The 19173-nt window shown below is 39.4% G+C and carries 17 protein-coding genes; 13 read left to right on the top strand and 4 right to left on the bottom strand.

Annotated elements, in window-relative coordinates; translation table 11 throughout:
• Positions 1-241: 241 nt before the first annotated feature.
• The gene (locus tag BLV33_RS28195; RefSeq protein WP_090799692.1) at positions 242-424 is read right to left on the bottom strand and encodes a helix-turn-helix domain-containing protein; all 183 of its coding nucleotides are present in this window, start codon (positions 422-424) and stop codon (positions 242-244) included.
• Between the two features lie 213 nt (positions 425-637).
• Positions 638-1381, bottom strand: a complete 744-nt coding sequence (locus BLV33_RS28200) for a copper amine oxidase N-terminal domain-containing protein (protein ID WP_090799694.1) — start codon at positions 1379-1381, stop codon at positions 638-640.
• On the opposite strand from BLV33_RS28200, the gene BLV33_RS28205 reads away from it, so the two are divergent.
• On the top strand, positions 1371-2105 hold the full coding sequence (locus BLV33_RS28205) for a DUF6339 family protein (RefSeq protein ID WP_090799695.1): 735 nt from the start codon (positions 1371-1373) through the stop codon (positions 2103-2105). The genes BLV33_RS28200 and BLV33_RS28205 overlap by 11 nt on opposite strands.
• A gap of 366 nt (positions 2106-2471) precedes the next feature.
• Here the strand turns inward: BLV33_RS28205 and BLV33_RS28210 are convergent, their stop codons facing one another.
• Positions 2472-3788, bottom strand: a complete 1317-nt coding sequence (locus BLV33_RS28210) for an IS1380 family transposase (RefSeq protein WP_171909094.1) — start codon at positions 3786-3788, stop codon at positions 2472-2474.
• Between the two features lie 426 nt (positions 3789-4214).
• Positions 4215-4421 (bottom strand): hypothetical protein, encoded by a 207-nt coding sequence (locus BLV33_RS28215; protein ID WP_139305862.1) that lies wholly within the window; start codon positions 4419-4421, stop codon positions 4215-4217.
• Between the two features lie 245 nt (positions 4422-4666).
• On the opposite strand from BLV33_RS28215, the gene BLV33_RS28220 reads away from it, so the two are divergent.
• The 12 genes from BLV33_RS28220 to BLV33_RS29615 all read left to right on the top strand — a co-directional run bounded on the left by BLV33_RS28220 (position 4667) and on the right by BLV33_RS29615 (position 19082).
• The gene (locus BLV33_RS28220; RefSeq protein WP_139305863.1) at positions 4667-7204 is read left to right on the top strand and encodes a UvrD-helicase domain-containing protein; all 2538 of its coding nucleotides are present in this window, start codon (positions 4667-4669) and stop codon (positions 7202-7204) included.
• A gap of 3 nt (positions 7205-7207) precedes the next feature.
• Positions 7208-9844 carry a hypothetical protein gene (locus BLV33_RS28225; protein ID WP_090799699.1) on the top strand — a complete coding sequence of 879 codons (2637 nt, stop codon included), beginning with the start codon at positions 7208-7210 and terminating at the stop codon, positions 9842-9844.
• A 13-nt stretch (positions 9845-9857) separates the two neighbouring features.
• Positions 9858-10049 carry a hypothetical protein gene (locus BLV33_RS28230; protein WP_090799701.1) on the top strand — a complete coding sequence of 64 codons (192 nt, stop codon included), beginning with the start codon at positions 9858-9860 and terminating at the stop codon, positions 10047-10049.
• Between the two features lie 9 nt (positions 10050-10058).
• On the top strand, positions 10059-11471 hold the full coding sequence (locus tag BLV33_RS28235) for a 3'-5' exonuclease (protein ID WP_090799702.1): 1413 nt from the start codon (positions 10059-10061) through the stop codon (positions 11469-11471).
• A gap of 19 nt (positions 11472-11490) precedes the next feature.
• Positions 11491-12057, top strand: coding sequence for a hypothetical protein (locus BLV33_RS28240; RefSeq protein ID WP_090799704.1), 567 nt, complete (start codon positions 11491-11493; stop codon positions 12055-12057).
• Positions 12035-13759: a hypothetical protein gene (locus tag BLV33_RS28245; RefSeq protein ID WP_090799706.1), complete on the top strand. Its 1725-nt coding sequence runs from the start codon at positions 12035-12037 to the stop codon at positions 13757-13759. Before BLV33_RS28240 ends, BLV33_RS28245 begins: the two co-directional genes overlap by 23 nt.
• Positions 13752-15302 carry an Hsp70 family protein gene (locus BLV33_RS28250; protein WP_090799707.1) on the top strand — a complete coding sequence of 517 codons (1551 nt, stop codon included), beginning with the start codon at positions 13752-13754 and terminating at the stop codon, positions 15300-15302. The genes BLV33_RS28245 and BLV33_RS28250 overlap by 8 nt, the downstream gene beginning before the upstream one ends.
• A 12-nt stretch (positions 15303-15314) precedes the next feature.
• Positions 15315-15719 (top strand): hypothetical protein, encoded by a 405-nt coding sequence (locus BLV33_RS28255; protein ID WP_090799709.1) that lies wholly within the window; start codon positions 15315-15317, stop codon positions 15717-15719.
• Positions 15720-15860: 141 nt separating this feature from the next.
• Positions 15861-17480 (top strand): AAA family ATPase, encoded by a 1620-nt coding sequence (locus BLV33_RS29610; RefSeq protein WP_171909417.1) that lies wholly within the window; start codon positions 15861-15863, stop codon positions 17478-17480.
• Positions 17481-17484: 4 nt separating this feature from the next.
• Positions 17485-17763 carry a 5-methylcytosine restriction system specificity protein McrC gene (locus BLV33_RS30965; RefSeq protein ID WP_139305864.1) on the top strand — a complete coding sequence of 93 codons (279 nt, stop codon included), beginning with the start codon at positions 17485-17487 and terminating at the stop codon, positions 17761-17763.
• Positions 17705-18517 carry a 5-methylcytosine restriction system specificity protein McrC gene (locus BLV33_RS30970; protein WP_171909418.1) on the top strand — a complete coding sequence of 271 codons (813 nt, stop codon included), beginning with the start codon at positions 17705-17707 and terminating at the stop codon, positions 18515-18517. Before BLV33_RS30965 ends, BLV33_RS30970 begins: the two co-directional genes overlap by 59 nt.
• A 424-nt stretch (positions 18518-18941) precedes the next feature.
• Positions 18942-19082: a hypothetical protein gene (locus BLV33_RS29615; RefSeq protein WP_171909419.1), complete on the top strand. Its 141-nt coding sequence runs from the start codon at positions 18942-18944 to the stop codon at positions 19080-19082.
• Positions 19083-19173: the final 91 nt, after the last annotated feature.

A 19173-nucleotide genomic window follows, 5' to 3' on the forward strand; every position in this document is an offset into this window, starting at 1 on the left:
AATGACTCATTTTCTTTGAATCTTGTAGACGAGTTGTCTACAAGTAAAAATTTAGGACTTTTTAAGATTTAACACTTAGTTGCTGTTATTGATGTTAAGCAAACCGTATCACCTTAACAGCAACTTTTTATTAATGGAGAACAACCGCCGCTTCCGTTAATGCCGAAAATGCAGATAACGTTTGTGTATCTATTTGTAAATGTTTGTTATCTTGCTACAATGTATAGCGTTGCACTAATAATCATTGCTTACATTTTTGAATAATGTAATCTATTACATTCCCTCGTGGAATACGATGTTTTCGTCCCACTTTAAATGATTTTATTTGCCCGGAATTTAAAAGAATATAGGCAGAATTACGGCCTATTTGTAAGATATCCATCAATTCCTCTACATTTAAAATATCACCGTAATCATGAAACATACGGACACCAACCTTTCATTATTTTACATTAATGTTGATCTTGTTTAATTGACTTTAGTTAAAATCGATTACCTCGTATTTTAATTTTGATGTAAAAATTCTGGGATAGTAGTAAAAAAATCATATTTTTCAAAAAAAATTAGGGAACTAATAAAAAAAAGAAGTATGAAGACTTAGCGCTTCATACTTCTTAGCCAAAATATTTTTTTTCAATCACCCTACCGCCGCATTAAGCTCAAATGTCTGCATCATCTTTTGAAGAAGGTCCAGTACCTTGTCGAGCTCGTCGCTCAACCCAACTTCAGAGATTGTTACCTCTATATGGCAAGCTTCCCCATTCTTAAAAGCGATATAACTGATTGTGTTTGTCATCCCTGGTTCCAAATCAATAAGATATGCTTTTTCAGCATTCTTTACGGAAATCTCTGTTGCGGTTGGGGTGTAGTTATTCCGCGTCAACAGTTTCTGATATTCTTTTAAGTAGTCTTGGTATGTGCCATTCACCTTGTTCCCATAGGAAATGATTTTTACATTCTTGCTCTCGTAAAATGTAGTATAAGTTCTAAAACCATACTTTTCACTCTCAGTGACTTTAGGTTTTCCCCAAGCTAACGGATAGCTAATGCTGAATCCTATTCCACCGTCGATATATGTTCCAAACGTGCTGGAAATTTGATGAGTATACTCTTTTTCATACCATTTCGTTGGTGTATCGTTGCTACGATTAACAGTTCCACCGTAGGACAAGGTTATCGTTTGAGTTGCGCCGTCCCAGTCTAGCTTGCTACCGAGATTTTCAGCAACAAAGCGGAGGGGCAGCATGGTTCGCTGATTAATGATTGTCGGTGGGACATCTAACATTTTATTAGAACCATTTACAATAGCAGTTTCTTTATCGATCCACAGTTCAACTTTCGTGCCATTCAATTGGATGGTGATATTCGGATTGCTTCGAATAAGGAAGAATGTTCCAGTATATTTCCAACAGCAGAAATATCAGTCAGATGAACCTTGGATAGATGAGTCATGGGCGATACCATCTAACATTGTGGCACCCGAGATAGTGTTTTTAAAGCATTCGCTGCGAGTGGAAGGAAAACGAGCAATACATTTCGACCTGGAGAATGTCAAAACCCTCTATGCCGCATTGAAACATTTGTCACCTGCAGAGGCTTCAAATGAACGTCTTTGGTCTTACTTGACACATTCAACTTTTTGGAAATATATGCACTCTCGCTGGCCCATTGAAGCTACGGATGAAGAGGAACTACCAGATGGGGAAGAGACTAAAAAGAAGAATCCACTAAATCGTGTGGAAACTAGATATTTTCTATCTGGGCAGAAAGCACCTGTCCGTAACGGTTTAGCTAGACTCTGGTGGTTTGGGTATACAACTTATGATGAGGCGTTAGACAACCCCTGGGAACTCACAGAAAATTTACTCCATAATTCAGATCTGACTTTAAATCTTGTTGAGCGGAACTTCTCTAGAAACTTAGAATTTACTAAAGCAATTTTGTCAACGCTCGCAGATATAAAGAAAAACAGTCCGGACTTCTATAATCGTGATCGATTCCGAGAGCTCATGAAATATTTTAACTTTGCTGGGGGCATGTCCCTCGTAGATTTGATTAATTTAAGTGATGTAAGAGATACCGTTCGGAAAAAACTAACATCATAACTAAAATTATAAGCAGAAAATCCCGTCAGCTAATGAGGTTGGCAGGATTTTTTACTTTTGTTGCTTAACAGGCAGTGATCCTATTTGCAACTAATAATAATTTTTATTAGTCAAGAAAATCCAAATTTTTTACCACTTATACCTGAAATATTCATGGAGCCCTAAGCTACTTAGTTGAATTGGGGAAATAAAGATAAAAATTCTCACGATATCATTCCTATCTGTGTTTAAGAGATAGCAGAGAGTGGATCTTTTAAGCGGTTATCGAGAAAATGAGCAACATTCCTTCTTAGTGGTGTGGAAATGGACGCACTTGCCCGTTACGCCGGAGTACTACTTTTGGATTTTGTCAGTCAAATCCAGCCATCAACCGAACCGAGGCAAGCATTGGATATTGTTCAAGGTTTCAAGGAATGGCTCACGATAAATACAGGAACTGCACAATTTCCATGTCCAGTAGCGGCCGGAATAGATCAATTTCCCCGCAATTTTAATCAGTTTGGTTCGCAGCGTTTCCATACGACTTGGCTTGAGTCTCTCGGGTAAACACAACCTGCGAAACCAATTGTTGAAGTTATATGCCAACATCGCCAATTGTAATTTAACGGCATTGGTTTCGAATGCAGTGCTACTCATCTTATGGCAAGCAAAGCCGTTCTTCGCTTCCTTGATGAAATTCTCCATGTGACCTCGTTGAAAGTAAAAGCGAATGACGTTACGTGCTTGCAAAGTCATGTTCGTAGCAATAAAGGTGAATTGAAAAATCAACTCTCCTGCTGGCCGTTCCATCTTAACGATTACACGACGCGCACAATTCCAAGATTTCGCCTTGTATTGGATTTCACGGTAGTGTACTTGTCTCTCATGTAGCTTTTGGGGATTAAGCACTTGGTCTGCCATCTCTTGTGCAGCAGATTGCAGACGGGCATTGGCTTTCAGACGGATCGCGTATTTATGCCCCTTCGTTTCGGCAAAGTCAAACAATCCCGGAACGGCAAAGCCGCTGTCCCCGCGAAAGACAAGTAAGGCCTTCGGTGCCCAAAATTGATAACGTTTCAGGATAGGCCCCATAAATCGTACAACCTGGCGGGAAGTGTACACGTTGCCGGCACGAAGTTCCGCCCGTAAACAGTCACCAGTCAATCCATCAAAGCAAAACAGCGGATGGAATCCGGTTTGTGCGTAGTGATGATTATAGTTCGCTCCATGTTGCTTACCTGAGGTAGCAAAGCCGGAGGAATCCAAATCTAACACAAACTGATCACGTGTCTCGATTGCATATGCCCGGCCCTGTAGCATTTCATTGATGTTCTCCAACGATTTGGCGGTCGCGATATTCGCCTTTTCATTAAAGCGAGAGATTGTCGGCTGAGAAGCCAGCCGTTCTTTTGCTAACAAGGCGGTCAACAACGGTTCGTGAGACAAGTCATCTGCATGATCATCGGTATGGTAGCCACACAGATGCTGATAGATCTTCTGGAGCACAACATCTGAATTGGAATGATCCCGATGATGAACGGGATCGTGTACAACGAGTAATTGCTTAACGGTCTGAGTAAGACCAAGTTTGTGGTCGAATTCTTTATATAGAAGTAGGCCAGCGTCCGAAGTCAGATCGCCGCCTTCAAAATTCACTTTCATTCGGGGGTTGAAGTTCATGCCGTACTCTTGTAAACTTGACATAGAAGAGTCTCCTTTGTAGTTTTGTTGTGTTTGGTCACCATCAACACTACCAAAGAATGGACTCTTTTTCCATGTTTTCGTTTCACTTTTTAAGTGACCCATTAAATCGCTTAGATCCCTTGTCACTACTGCTTTTATAGCATTGTTAGTGAAGTGCTATGAATATTTCAGGTTCAATCTTTTATGTGAATCTTTAGCTTGCATATTAGATCACCGCCTAGTGATGTTAAATCATTTCAATTTTTGTCAGAAAAACATAGAATTGACAATTATCCTGTCAAGATATAATTTTCGTGTAAGCAATGGTCCTACAGTTTAACTGATATATTATCCCAAAGTGGCTATGTAACCAACAACTTTTTTTTGGTGTACGGAACGTCCTTGGTTAGATAGGCGAAAACATGTTAGGATTCCGTCCTATGTACTTTATTGGAATAGTGTAACTTTGTATTGGCCATCCACTACCTTCTCGATTTTATAGTCGCATTTCAATGATTTAAATAGGTGGTCGATATGGTGGATTACATCTTCTGCAAATACTTCACTGGTATTTGTAACAATAATCGTTTCTTCATTCTCTTCAAGCAGTTTCTTTAATATTTCTTTAAGCTCCCATAATATCATCGTCGTCACTCCTTCCTCAGTTCTTTCCTTATTAAATAATATAAACGAATATATATTAATGTATTCAATATTACAGTACGTCTTACGAAGCTAGAAAGTCTAGTTAACAAATCTTTAATTATGGCTTACTTATAGAAAGAATTATAGGTATTAATGCAAGTACACTTTGTAATTTTCCTCCTCCTTCCAATTTTCTGTAATCACAGGAGAATTTTGTATCCGATGCGTGGAAAGCGGGAGGAAAATAGGCCACTTTGTCGAAAAGACTAGGTATAAGGTTTTTATTGTCTGGAGGACTAATTTTGGAGCTAACACAACATGCTACTGGCAAACACATCTTACCTACACCTTGTTACTCATTATGTATTTTCACAGTTCAGCAGATGTTCAGCCATTTGGAAAAGGAAATATCAGAGCTTTTGCATAAAGGCATTAAAATAATGATTTTTTCGGACAAAGAGGATAAGTTCCCAGCTCTAACAGCCTTTGAAGGAGAGCTGTTATATTATTATGTTCACGATCCTGTACAAAGTGAATTTTCGATTATCATAGACGGTCAATTTACATCCTCTCAGAATAAGTTGCTTATACTATTTGGAATGGGCTCCAAATTTAATTACGAACAGTATCTGGCTGAGCATGCACCTGCGACAGATGATCTTCGTATCGAGGCAGGGGCTGGAGCAGGGAAGACATCTGTTATGATTCAGCGAATTATGTTTTTGCTTCATACGGCAAACATAAAGTTAAGAGAAATTGCGATGGTTACCTTTACGAGAGATTCAACTACCGAGATGCGCAGAAAGCTTCGCAAGGAACTGTATACGCGTTTTAAATTAACAAAACAAATTAAATATCTTCAGATGATTGAAGATCTAGGTGATATGAGGATCAGTACCATCGATTCCTTTGCGAAATTCTTGCTTCAAGAACTGGGATCGGCAGGCGGATTTGGCAGAAATGTTAAAATCAAATCTTATCTCAGAGAACGCAGAACGATCATCGAAGACATCTTAAACGAGAAAGTAAAAGATACATTAGAAAATGAATCGCTGGAGTCCATTTTTAAGGGAATCCCGCTATATAAAATAATTGAACTGTTTGAAAAGTTTTGGAACGAACTCGAAAACAAAGGGATTATCATTCAAGACAAAGCAACAAAGATAAATTGGGGCTCTTCAAACAAAAACAGTGCAACACTGCATGAGTTAATTCAGCAGGTATTTGAAGCGTGTGCACACAGGCTTCAAGAGGCGAAGGAGCAAGATAACGCCGTATCTCTGCATGATCTTTCCCATCAATTGGAGCTCTTCAGAAAAGATGAAACAAGCATTTCGAAATTAACCGGTCAGATTAAGTACCTCTTTATCGACGAATTTCAGGATACGGACGATACGCAAATCGGGATTGCCGCTTGGCTCCGTAATACGATTCATTCACGATTGTTTGTTGTTGGAGATATAAAACAAAGTATTTACCGCTTTCGAGGTGCCAATTATACTGCATTCGATCAGCTAGAAAATCAACTTGGACATAAAATGAATGGCATTTCCCTAAAAAAAAACTACCGTACGTCAACGGAATTGCTAAAAAAGATGGACACATTTTTTTCGATGTGGGGTAAAGAAGAAATACTTGTTTACCAATCTGAGGATCGTTTAATCGGTACCAAAAACGATATTCCAGGCACTTTAGAAATAATTTATTTAAATATGAAATCATCAGATCTACATTTTAAGAGTGAAGTTTTGAGCTTAATTGAAGCTGAGCAAAGCCGTCTTGCGGATCCGAAAAAACAACGTGTTTGTGTATTGGTCAGGATGAACTTTCAAGCAGACCTTATTCGCCAGTGGTGTGAAGAACGGAGGATACCGTTCCAATTAGACATTGGGGGTACCTTTTTTAAGTCGGATTGCGTCACCGAGTTTTTACATTTAATCGAGGGACTGCTCTACCCCGATGACCCGAAAAGTCTAGCCAACATGTTATCGACCTCTTATTCCAGTCATCCTGTTCACTGGTCAACTTTGGTGCAAGCAGAAGGCAATAAAACGTCACTGCTGAATCTTTTGCGCGGTATTTCGCCATTAGAGAAACCCGAGGATTGGAAGAAAACAATCGATCTTTTGCGTATTAATCCTGTATTTTCTGTGGTGCGGGAAATCATACAAAATGCACAACCTGAAAAAAGATATGCGAACAGCAAATTGCAGAATCTCAATGCGGCATTTCCAGAGAAACAGGAACAGAATGAAAAAGAAGCTCAGCTCCAAGAAATAGAATACGAAAGAGGATTAAATCTCCTTCTCGAACTTCTTCATCAACAGTTTGATGATGAGTTTGTTTCTTTATACGCCATTGCCAGATGGCTCAGACTTCAGCGGGCCGTCAATCGCGATGTAGATCAACCCAAAGTTAATGAACAAGAAGCTGAAGGCCGCGTGCTCATTAAAACGGTTCACAAAGCCAAAGGACAAGAGTTCCACACTGTTATTCTTCCATTCACCGACAGCGTTTTTCGGATGAAGCGAAGCGAGCTCTTGTTAGAAAAGAAGGCTGACAACGAATGGCATGTTGGTTGGCATATACGCTCCGGGGGATTCAACGATCCAACCTACAATAACAATTTCTATTACGACATGTCTTCGATTGAAGAGATCCAAGCAAAACGTGAGGAAACGAGGCTTTTGTACGTAGCGATGACACGAGTAGAAGAACGGCTAATCATTGTAAAAAGCAAAGGGCAATCACCCAATTGGGCAGGACTCATAAGTGCAGGGGAAGGAGGGTAACCATTGAAGGTAGCAGCATATCGCGAACCAAAGGATTGGATAGATCATCCTCTTGAGCAACAAATAAAATCTTCTATTCACGTCTGTGCAACTTTCAGCTTGTTTGAGGGCGTATCCCAAAGCAAAACACACAAAAAATACTTTGAGAAAGGGATCATTTCACTTGGACAGCTGCTTCAAAAAATGCTCCCCGATTGGTACTCACCTGCCGTACAACTGGTCCAATACACGAGATTGACCGGTGTCATAAATAAAAAGAGTGCAGGACAGTCAGAAGCATACAAAAAGAGAATGAAAGCTTTCCGTCGGAATCAAAAAGATGTATTAAAAAGCATTCGGACCTTTACCGAAAGCGGAGTACGTCCGCAAGATCTGCACGCAGACACCGAAGAGGAAGAACTGTTTCTTGATATTTGGTCTGAATTTCAACAAGAGGACAGAGCGATCCAATTGTTTAACAATAGGGTTTACGGTTCATGGGAGAAACAATCGCAAATGTTTAAGCGAGCTCTCACCAACGGCATTGCAGATTGCTGGGAGAAGACCGAAAGAGAACCGCAGCTCACAAAATCTATGGTGTTTCATGGATTCTACTTTATTACCCCTTTGCAGTATCAGTTTATTCAGTTAGTCAGCAAAAATGGTTATGAGGTTCTTTTCTTAAATCAATATAATGATGAGCTACCGGGTGTCCATACTATTTGGGACACGTTCTTTAATGTCGAAACAGGACTTCCCGCAAAAGAGAAATGGACATTTCCCACCGTGATTAGGGAGACGAACAGTTGGGGGAAACGGTTTGCTCATTATTTTGAAACAGACGAATCAGCTGCTTATCTTCCGATGAATAAAGCTGTCATCCAGGCATTTGAGTCTTTCACCTCATTCCAGAAGCATATTACTCAGCAGAAAAAAGTGTGGGGTGCAGAAAAAAATCAGAAAGAATATGCCTATTCGCCTGAAGAGGAAGCATTAAATACAAGACTTCGTGAATACTACCCGGATGAGTATAAGGAACGTCATTTTCTTTCCTACCCTATCGGTCAATATTTGTTTCATCTGCACACCATGTGGGACAGTGAAAGAAATACCTTTGTCATAACCGAAAAAGCACTCTTCGAATGCTTCGCATCTGGTTGGCTGCATGAACACGGGGTAAACGGCAAGTTGCTTTTACGTTCCCTTCATCGTGTTTTTCCATATTTTCAGGGCTGTAAAAACATGAATCAGTGGCGCAATCGGATGAAGGAACTCAACACATCAAGAGATACGGCAGTCGGTTCCTTTGCCTCAATGTTAGAAGAAGTCAAAGCTGACCGTTTTGAACGCATGATGGGAATCCCGTTCGAACGTTTTTCATTTTTTAAAATTTCAGAAGAAGAGCTGGCCTTGATATTTGCATTGATCGAGAAGCTGTTCCATACAGCGGAGTCATTGTTTAATCAAAACAGACAAAAAGTAGAATTGTGGAAGCACTTTGAAAGCATCTCTGTATTAGTGAAAGACGGCGTTCCCAATGAAGAACTTTTGGATGAAGAGAAAAAACTATTAGAAGAGTTAGAGGTTCATTTGGCTGCCTCCACCCCTGAAGAGTCTTTTGATTTATCAGATTTGTCGGAGGCGATCGTTTTATATTTGGGCGGAGAATTTTCGAAAGATAACGAGCTCAAACAACAGAAACTCATTAGTTCTTTAACTACACTAGATCGAATTCCTTATGTTGAAGGAGCATATATTCATATTTGCGGACTTCATGAAAAAAGTCTTCAGACCATGAAAGGTCTATTGCCATGGCCTTTTAGCCACAACAGCTTGCAAAAAGTTGGCAACAATCAACGCATTCAGCTATTAATGCTGCGCCATGAGCAGCAACTCAATGAGCGGCGTTACTTACTGTATACAGCACTTCATTTTGCATCACATATCAGACTTTCTTGGATTAAAGATTGGCAAAATGAACAGCTTGAAGAAGCCTTCTACATTGAACTTCTGCGTGATGCAGGGGTAAAAGAAAGCTCCTCTGAAACAAATATTGCAACGTCTATTATAGAAGAAACAAAGCAACCCGTTATATATTATGATGCAATCAAACAAATGGAACATTGGCCAATAGATGCTTTTGCGGAAATGGCGCTCTGTCCGCGGCGATTTTATTATAGTTATATCACCGAGGATGTTGCAGATTTTGAAAGCGAGTTTCACCATGAGTTTTTATTTCGTGGTCTATACAGTGCGCTGGATAGTATAAATTTTACTGATCCCAACGATTTGTTTAAGGAACTCTCCTTGCTGTTTCCGCAATGGAGTGAATTGCGCAAACGCGATCTAGCGGATCGATCAACCACCAGCAAAGAACTAACAAGAACAACAAGGTATAAAGATGCTGAATATACGCTCGGCCGCCTGAAACTGCAATTTTTAGTTCGTAACTTTATAGATCCTGCCACCAAAGAGAATCTTATGAGGCCTGCGTACCAGTTGTTTGAAGATCCAGACGGGAGCCGCCTGAGTGAAGTGAAAAACAAGTTGAAAGATCAAGTCGCACAGAATAAGATGAAAAGCAGTGCTTCGGGAATATGTAGATATTGTCCGCATACCGCTGTGTGCGCAGATGCGAAATTTGCCATCGATGATGAGTAAAGGGGGAACCGCTTTGTCCTTTTGGGAACAAGCCGCATCCAATTGGATGAGCAGGATTTCAGTAAAAGATAAAGTACAACTGGCGGAATATGCTCGAAGCATCGTCGCGGAGGATACAGAAAGTCAAAAACGGCATGATTCAAAAAGCAAAATTAAATCCCCGCTTGAAGAAATTTTTTCGGATGACGATGAGTGGGAAGATTAGAAAGAAGGATTGACCTTGGAATCTTTGCAACTGACAGCCAAGCAACAAGAGTGTGTCGACTACAAAGGAGAGCATCTCCTTGTGCGAGGCGTAGCAGGCAGCGGGAAAACAACCGTCTTATTAAAAAGGGCAAGAAAACACCTGGAAGAATCCAAAGGTGCAAAAATTCAGTTGTTTACCTTCAATCGCACGCTTGCGAAGTATGCTCGTTCATTAGCATCTTATATTGATCCCCATGCCATAAAAGCAGACCATTTTCACGGTTGGGCTAAACCGGTTCTCCAATCGCTAAATATTCAAATACGGCATGTTAAATATCCAAAGAAAGTAATTAAAGACTGCCTTGAGGCTCTTGAAAAAGCGAAGCCGTACAGACTGTATAAAGAATCGACGAAGTTTTGGGAAGAAGAATTCAGCTGGATGAAAGGGCGCCAGTTGTTAACGCTCGAAGATTATTTAAAGGCTGATCGTAAAGGCCGCGGCGCGTCCGTGCGGGTAACGATGGAAGACCGCCCTTATATCTTTCAAGCATTCGAAAAATATCAGCAAAAATTGAAGTCGATGAAAGCCGTTGATTTTGATGATTATGCACTGCTGTTGCTGCAAAACTTTGATCGGATCCCAAAAGGCGCCTTTATGGATCACATCCTCATTGATGAAGCGCAAGATTTACATGAGGCACAAATGAAAATTATGCGCAAACTATCCCTCAAAAGCATGACAATCGCAGCAGATAAAGCGCAAAAAATATATAAGACGACGTTTGCTTGGAAAGACATTGGCATTAATATCAGGGGCAAAGGAAGCAAGTTCCTCAACAACTCCTTCCGTTCGACCAAACAAATCATTGAATTGGCACGAAGTATTCAACAGTCGGATCCGCTTTTTGATGAAAATGATGAAGAGTATCTTCCTTCAGTTACGCCAGACGTCGAGGGAACCATTCCGTCCGTATTTTATTTAAAAGACCGTCTTCATGAAGATGAATTTGTCGTTGAGTTAATAAAGAAGAGTATTGAAGAAGATAATGAACAAACCATCGGTTTGCTGTCGCGTTTTTGGGAAGATTTGAACCGTTTTCAAGAGGAACTGCAAAAGCATGGCATCGAAAGTGAAATCATTAGAGATGAAGAGGGAGATGTACTTACGCCGGGCGTAAAACTAACTACGTTTCATTCTGCAAAAGGTCTTGAGTTTGATACAGTCATCCTAACGAGATTAGAAAACAAAATTCTTCCCTATATAAGCAGACGTCAAGAACTGGATGATGAATACCTCTCCACCGAAAGGAAGCTTTTCTATGTGTCGATGACACGAGCGAAACATCTTTTATATATGACTTGCGGCGGTCGGGAACCGTCTCCTTTCTTTGATCAAATGAATCGCAACCTCTACAGACTTAAGCGTTTGGAAAAATTATAACAGTTGGGATTTGGTCATTATGACAACAGAAAAAGATGATTGGACCCTGCAAACCCGCTCATCCGTCAATCGAATTGGAATAGGTCGGGGATGGAACAGGTTGCAAACAGCCTTTGGACAAGTGCGAGACGACCTTGTTTTCAAACGGGGATCAAAAGAGAGAGACAGAAAAAACACCATTACAAAAAGTAACATAAATAAAGAGATTAACCCCAAAGAAGAATGGACGAAATTAATTCAGGCAAAAAATGAGTTGGATTTTATGATTCATGAGTTGTATAAAATTGAGCGGTTACTGTCTCCGGAGGGAAAAAGGTGTGTTCAACAGTTAATGAAATTATTTAATGAAACACACTCTCTCGTTGCGAACGCTGCTTATCAAGAAAGGTATCACCCTTTTTTCGAAGGCGCAAACAACAAACCGTCCGTTATAAATAAAAACGCTTTAATAACAGGTTTAAAGACGGAGTTAATGATGCTTTTTAACAATCGTCGTCATCAATTAAGAGCAAGTATAGCATTGGATCAAGATATTCAACAACTAACAAATTGGGGGGAAAAAAGTGGATCCAGCGACAATATTTGAAGAAAACCAAAAATCAAAAATGAATGAATTAAGCAACGAAGAGTTTAAACAGCTCGTTCAAATTATGACTACCGAGCATGAATCAATCCGTTCAAAGGAATTTTGCCGCTACATCTTTATGGAATTATGTTCTGAAAAGAAAACCGATGCCTTTATACGAGAATTGAGCAAAACGCCGGAACATCCGCTGGTAAAATATGCATTAAGTATCATTGAAAATAATCTTAGCGATAACAGTAAAGCGTATGGATCTCTTATAAAGAGTAGAATACCGGGTGTTTATGCCTATCTTGTTTATAAAAAAAACACTTTCAAAGATTACCCGGTTGTTGTTTTTAAACATCCAAGCTTCTTTTATGGTCAATTACTCATTCCCTCGGCAGAAGTCCTACCCTTTGTTAAATTTCTAGCTGGAAATGAAAATACTCGAAATAAGCTCGCTTCTCTTATTAAAAGAACCAATATAGCTGAAGATAAGCCGGATTTTGATTCTGCCCTCCAAGAAGCTCGAAACCGCTGGCTTGAGTTGTATGGCGATGTATTCTATTCTCATCAGAAACTTAATAAGGCTGAACCTTACAAGGTGAAGGAAGAGGAAATATCGGAAGTACATGTTGGAAAAACCATTCAACAAGCACGCATAAAGCCGCATTTTATTAAGAGGTTATTAAAATTTCCTCTCAAGCAACCGAATAGTAATGCACATCCTGAAATTAATAGAAGTTATTCTTTGGACACTCAGTTTCTGCTTGCTGACGAGGATCAAAAAGTGAATATCATCCAATCCAATACTCTAAAGGCAGATCATTTTTTGTCCTTATGGCTGCTAATCTCAGAAAACGTGGAATGCTTTCTTTCAGTAAGTGATCGCATTATCTACGTACATGAAGCCTTTGGTACACGTTCGAGGCTGGCATTTATTCAGAAAGGTATTCAATTGATGCAGGAGTTTTCGCTAAAACCAGACCTTTTTGCTGAACTCATCATGCGCTTTAACCTTTACAATGTCTATTTCTCATGTTTATCCGAGTTGAAAGATGAAAATATACATAGATTCATTATTCAACAGTTAACCAAAGATGGCGATGTAGAGCAAGTGGCTGAAGGTCTGTTTACACTCGCCATTTCAAATCGGGATGAACTTGCTCAAACAGCCGTAAGATTACTATTAGAATGGATAGAAAATAACAGAATCGCACGCAGGGTACTGGAGCCGCGTATTCGCTCCCATGCGACGAGTCGAATCATTTCTACGCTTATTAGCAGAGTCACGGAGCTGTCTTTAGCCAATGAGGACTTGTTTGCCCGCGTACAAGAACAAGAGAGGCAAATACGAAATCAAAAAGTCTACACGGTACAAGAGTTCGGCGAGGCGCTAAAGGACATTGTTCGCATGTTAGAAACAAAGTCGGCAGAGCTCATTGCATATCAGGAAGAACAGCATTTTCTTATCCCAATGGTTCAAATCCTGCGAAAACAACTCGCCACAATCGGCCTCTTTTCTGTAGAAGAGTTCTCACATTTGGGACATGTAGTTGAGGCACAGAAAGGAATTCATCTCAAAGATGGTGCAAGAAACGAGCCATTCATGTTAAAGACCTTGGGCATGCGGGCGAAAGAAATAAGCGGTTCCGATTTTATTTTGGATTATCCAAGAGTAGAATCCGTTATTTGCAAAGAAGAAGGGGATCTAGATGACTAGGACAGCGTATGGAATTGACTTTGGTACAACTAACTGCTCTATAGCCTTAATGCGTACAGACGCTTTCAGTGGCGGCAGGTATACACCGCAATGCTTCATTATTTCGCCTAACGGTACACCGCGTGAAGTCATGTCATCCGAGATATCATTTGATACCGCGGGTAGTGTAGTGTCGATTGGCCGCCGGGCTCGTATGGATGTTGCCTCCGGCGCCGCGGACAAACTCGTTGATAATGTAAAATGGCTTCTCCACAACGATGATTTCCGTCTTCGTTTTGGCAGAAACAAAGAATACACATCTATAGATTTGGCTGCAATGATGTTTGATCGTATTAGTCAACAAATTAATGCCGTCCCTCACAATAAACCAAATGGGATTGTAGTTGGAGTACCAGTAGGTTTTAGTGACCATGAAAAAGAAAGGCTTTTAGAAGCAATTATTAAGTCCACCATTGCTGAAGGGATGAAAAAGAGCGACATCCGTTTTTTATCTGAACCCATTTCAGCAGCACTCGATTATGGACTGGAGCTGGAATCAAATCAAAAAGTTTTGGTTTTTGACTTCGGTGGCGGGACGTTAGATATTACCTTAATTAATATGTCTGTCTTAGAAGGTGAAGTACTTGCAAAAGAAGGTGGTCATATTGGCGGACGCCGGTTAACAACCCGCTTGTTAACAAACCTGTTTATCCCTCGTTATGGTTATGAAAAACTGGCACGGGAACTCAACCTGCCAAAAACGCAACCCGAAGATGAAATATTGCTGCAATGTTTATTTGAATCGGGAGAAGGTGTTGAGCTCTTTGAAAACTTAGATCGTTGTAAAATTGAACTCTCCAACGAGAGTACGTCAACACTGTTCCTCTCACGCGATCGTTTAAATGTAAACATGACAATTACGCGAAGCGATTTCGAAGAGGCCATTGCAGAAGAATTGAGAGAAGCGCATGATCTCGTCATATCCAGCTTAAGGGAAGTCAGCAGCAAGTCAGTGGATATGGTTGTCATGTCGGGCGGATCCTCCTATATACCTGCCTTTCGGATCATGCTGCAAGGGATCTTTGGCAAAGATAAAGTGAAACTCTCTACCGATGCACTCACAAGTGTAGCAAGAGGACTCGCCATTACGGGGTTTACGTCTAATGATGGCCTTTCTGCTGGAATAGACGACATTGTGGACGTGCCCTATGGCATCTGGGATGGCCAAAATCAAGAAATAGCAGTCATTATCGATAAAGGAGTAAAGATTTCTGCTACTGAAATTGAAGAAGCCAGAGTAGATGGGATCTACGAGACATTTCGCTTAGTTGATACCTCATCACCGTTTATGAAACTTCGTATTTTTCAAAAGGATGAGCAAATTGGCATTGTCGAAGTTCCCATTGTGCCAAACGGCATGGACAATCATTTTAAAGTATTCTTCCAGGTTGATAAAGATAAAGGTTGGCTGCAAATCCGTGTGTACGATGTAAGTAACAGAAAGTGGCTTACGATACCTTTTGGAAAAGATAAAATTCGAATTCGAGAGAATTGGGAAGAATAAGGGGGAACCTCTGTGAAACGGTACGATATTCGGAGTACACCACAAGATTACAAAGTTGGAGAGTCATATATCTTTTTAAGTACCGACACAACCGGCAATGTCCAAAAGCGATTAGGAAAAATAATTGGGACCGGGGTAACATTTGACGCGGTATCTTATATTGAGGTGGCTCTCGGCAATGCAACAAAAAAGTACGCTATCACAAATCTCAATCGAACGCTCTACAGTGATTTTTATAATAAAATGGATACCATTCCTGACCCAAGCGTTTTAGGTGAAGTAACCATCGTTCGTAAGCCAGCTGCATCAGTAGGTAACGGAGAAGTAACAAAGGTAAACGGTTTGCCGGGAGATGTAACAAAAGTTGGATTTAAAAAAGCGTCGAATATAGGAGAAGTTACGCGGGTTAAAAAGTAATGCATTAGCAATAGAAGAGGGTATAAGTGGTATTTTTATAATGTCCAGTTTGCCGCAGTCTACGTAGGGCTAAGGAATGTGTTTTCCGGCAGTGATTTCATACGCTGCCGGATGTGCTTTTATATGAATTGGGGGAAAAATATGGAGAATTTGATCAGCCCTATCATAAGCCTGATCGATGAAGTAAAAATCGATCCTGGATCAAATGGAAACATAAGAAAAAGTTTAGCCGATTTAAGACTGTATCTATTAGCTATAAAAAAAGAAGGAGATCTATTTAAATTTTTAACACAATATATTAGCAAAATGAGCGACACGAGACGGGAAATCCAGACTCTAATGAAGTCGCGTGGAATTAAGCCACTTGATCAGGTCTTCCGTGAATTATTGCCGAAAATCCAAGATTCTGAAGAGTTCTTAACGTTAGCAGACTTTCAATTTGGCGAGTACTATAGTCCCTTTGAAATAGCACTATTCAGCGAATTTTATAACATACAGAATGGAATATATCCGATAAAAAAAGATATCAACGATGAAAGAGCTATTTTCATTAAGGCTACTTTAGAAGATGGTATGTATTCAAATAAATGGATTATAGAAGGCGTAGAGATGAAATACTTCGCCAAACAAACTGGTGAAAGCTTTAATCACATTTCTAATCAAGCGATTATTGAATCTAGAATAAATGGGCAGCCAATTTATCTGTTTGTAAAAGATAGTACGGTAATTGGCTCGAATAAAGATTTGAAGTTAATAGGTAAGTTTGAGTTTGTTGATGAGAATTGGGAAGGAACGAAAAAGTGGTTTAAGCTACGTAAGGCAGATCAAAATTCAATTTCAATTTCAGTTACTGAGAAAATAAATATGAAACAATTGATCCAGCCATATTCCATTGAAGATGCACTCCAAGATTCGTTTCTAGAAAGACATGAGCTTGAATCCATGCTGGAGGTATTAAAATATAAACGAAATCTTATTCTTCAGGGACCTCCTGGTGTTGGAAAAACGTATTTAGCTAAAAAATTAGGTTTTGCTTGCATTGAAGAGAAAGATGATGAAAGGTTGGAAATGATTCAGTTCCATCAGTCTTATTCCTATGAGGATTTTATAAGAGGTTATAGGCCATCAAAATCCGGTCAATTTGAATTGAATGACGGTATCTTTTACACCTTTTGTAAAAATGCGGAGAATACTAATAACGATAAAAAATTTGTCTTTATTATTGATGAAATAAACAGAGGGAACTTAAGTAAAATATTCGGAGAATTGATGCTGTTAATTGAGAAAGGAAAGAGAGGAAAGGATAACGCAATTCATTTAACTTACAGGAACGAAAATGAACCTCACTTTTATGTTCCGGATAATATTTATATAATCGGAACTATGAATACGGCTGACCGCTCCCTGTCAATTGTTGATTTTGCTTTGAGGAGAAGGTTTGCATTTATTTCGTTAGAATCTAAAATTTCAAGTATGCGATTTAAACAATTTCTGTTGGATAAACTTGCTCCGAAATATCTAGCGGATCAAATTGTGAACCGAATAAAAGAATTAAATGAAACAATATTACGAGATAAAACTCTTGGAAGAGGATATGAAATCGGTCATAGCTATTTCTGTCCCTCGGAACATGACGAAGTCAATGAAACTTGGTACGAGCATGTAGTAAAAAATGAAATAAAACCTCTCCTTGAGGAGTACTGGTATGACCAGCCGGACCGGGTTGAAGACGAAGTAAACAAACTGATTCGTAGAGAATAAAACTATGAAAATACCTGTCCAGAATGTATACTACTTGTTAAGTTACGCTTATAACCGATTAACTGAGAAAAGTTTAGTAGAAATTCACGCTTCTAGCGATATATCCACTATCAACTTTCTAGTGAGATTACTATGTGGCGCACTTGACGAACTTTTTAGAAGTGGATTAGACCGCTCCTATATATCGGTTTCTGATGAGATCCGAACCATACGAGGGAAAGTTAATGTTTCCGAGTCCATTAAAAACCTCTCCTTTTATCAGGCATTCGCGGTGTACGTATGATGAACTTAACTGCAATAACACACATAATCAAATTATTAAATCAACCATATCGTATATCTTGAAAACTGAAGGAATTGAGCGGCAACTTAGAGAGAATCTCTTTATTGCATACCGTAAGTTTTCATTTGCGAATCAAATCGTACTTTCAGTTGATACTTTTAGGCGAGTCTCGCTTAATCGAAATAATCGAGTATATTACTTTATACTTAGTATCAGTGAAATTATTTACCGAAATCTACTTCCAGAGGAGTCTTTGGGCACATACCGGTTTAAAGATTTTACACAAGATGAGCGAGAAATGAGCGTTTTATTCGAGAACTTTGTTCGAAATTTTTATAGACAAGAACAAAATATTTACAAAGTAAAACGCGAAAATATAAACTGGCCATTTGAATCACTGGATGACAAATCAGCTGGCTATTTACCGCAAATGCAGACCGATATTTCTTTGATAGGGTCCACGAGGAAAATCATTATTGATACAAAATACTATAAAGAAACGTTCCGAAAAAACTATGGAAAAGAAACAATCCACTCATCCCATCTGTATCAAATGTTTTCCTATATGAGTCATGTTGAAATTACACAAGACCAAAATCTCGAGGGAATCCTACTATATCCGTCCATAAAAGAAAATGTAAAGCTTTCGTACATGTTTAATGGCTGCAGGTTCAGTGTTCGATCAATCAATTTGTATCAGGACTGGAAACAAATTCATAAGGATTTAATTGAGCTAATAGAGTGTGAATCCTAGTATGCAGTAATGTTCAGAGAATCAAGGAAAACCCTTGGAATGTTATCAAGGGTTTTTACCTTTTTATAGTTCAAAACGTTCTACCGGAGACTATTTAAGGATACCAATAAACTATACCGTCCTCTGAAAGACCGATTTGCGCCTTATTAGAGTAGGTATAACATTTGTGATAACTTAAGGTAATAATTGAACTTTTAATCTTTACAGTATGGGGGTGAGTGATCACATGTCCCATAACAATTAAGTGATTATTCGCTCATTTATACCTTCTTTCCTCGATTAATCTTTGAGCAGATTGCTTCATATTTGCCAATTTGCATCAAATTAAACTAAGGTTAATAACTATTGCGTATTCCGGTGTGAAACAAGCCCCCAAAGTTCTCTGGTCGGTGCTTTGTCGATATTGCCACGCGGGTGGTAAGATTTGAAGGTTGGATTTTGGCATCAAGGACTTTTGCCAGGGCTGAATTATGTAGGGGAGCCTTATAAAGCAGGGGATACGACTGTTGAAGAGACAGGATGGATTGCGAGAGCTTTGATTGGGCGGATTAAAAAATTGCTATAACGCTATCCTTTTTGGGGAGGATGGATGGAAATAGCAAGAGAATTCAATAATTAACCGAGTTGATCGGTTGTATGAAGACACAGCAAATGAA

Source organism: Paenibacillus sp. GP183 (assembly GCF_900104695.1).
In the GTDB taxonomy this organism is placed as follows: domain Bacteria; phylum Bacillota; class Bacilli; order Paenibacillales; family NBRC-103111; genus Paenibacillus_AI.

What these genes read in the sequence shown, in the direction of transcription:
- BLV33_RS28250 (WP_090799707.1), top strand. Translation starts at nt 13,752, where the DNA reads ATGACTAGGACAGCGTATGGAATTGACTTTGGTACAACTAACTGCTCT.
- BLV33_RS30965 (WP_139305864.1), top strand. Translation starts at nt 17,485, where the DNA reads ATGAAAATACCTGTCCAGAATGTATACTACTTGTTAAGTTACGCTTAT.
- BLV33_RS28210 (WP_171909094.1), bottom strand. Translation starts at nt 3,788, where the DNA reads ATGTCAAGTTTACAAGAGTACGGCATGAACTTCAACCCCCGAATGAAA.
- BLV33_RS28195 (WP_090799692.1), bottom strand. Translation starts at nt 424, where the DNA reads ATGTTTCATGATTACGGTGATATTTTAAATGTAGAGGAATTGATGGAT.
- BLV33_RS28240 (WP_090799704.1), top strand. Translation starts at nt 11,491, where the DNA reads ATGACAACAGAAAAAGATGATTGGACCCTGCAAACCCGCTCATCCGTC.
- BLV33_RS29610 (WP_171909417.1), top strand. Translation starts at nt 15,861, where the DNA reads ATGGAGAATTTGATCAGCCCTATCATAAGCCTGATCGATGAAGTAAAA.
- BLV33_RS30970 (WP_171909418.1), top strand. Translation starts at nt 17,705, where the DNA reads ATGTTTCCGAGTCCATTAAAAACCTCTCCTTTTATCAGGCATTCGCGG.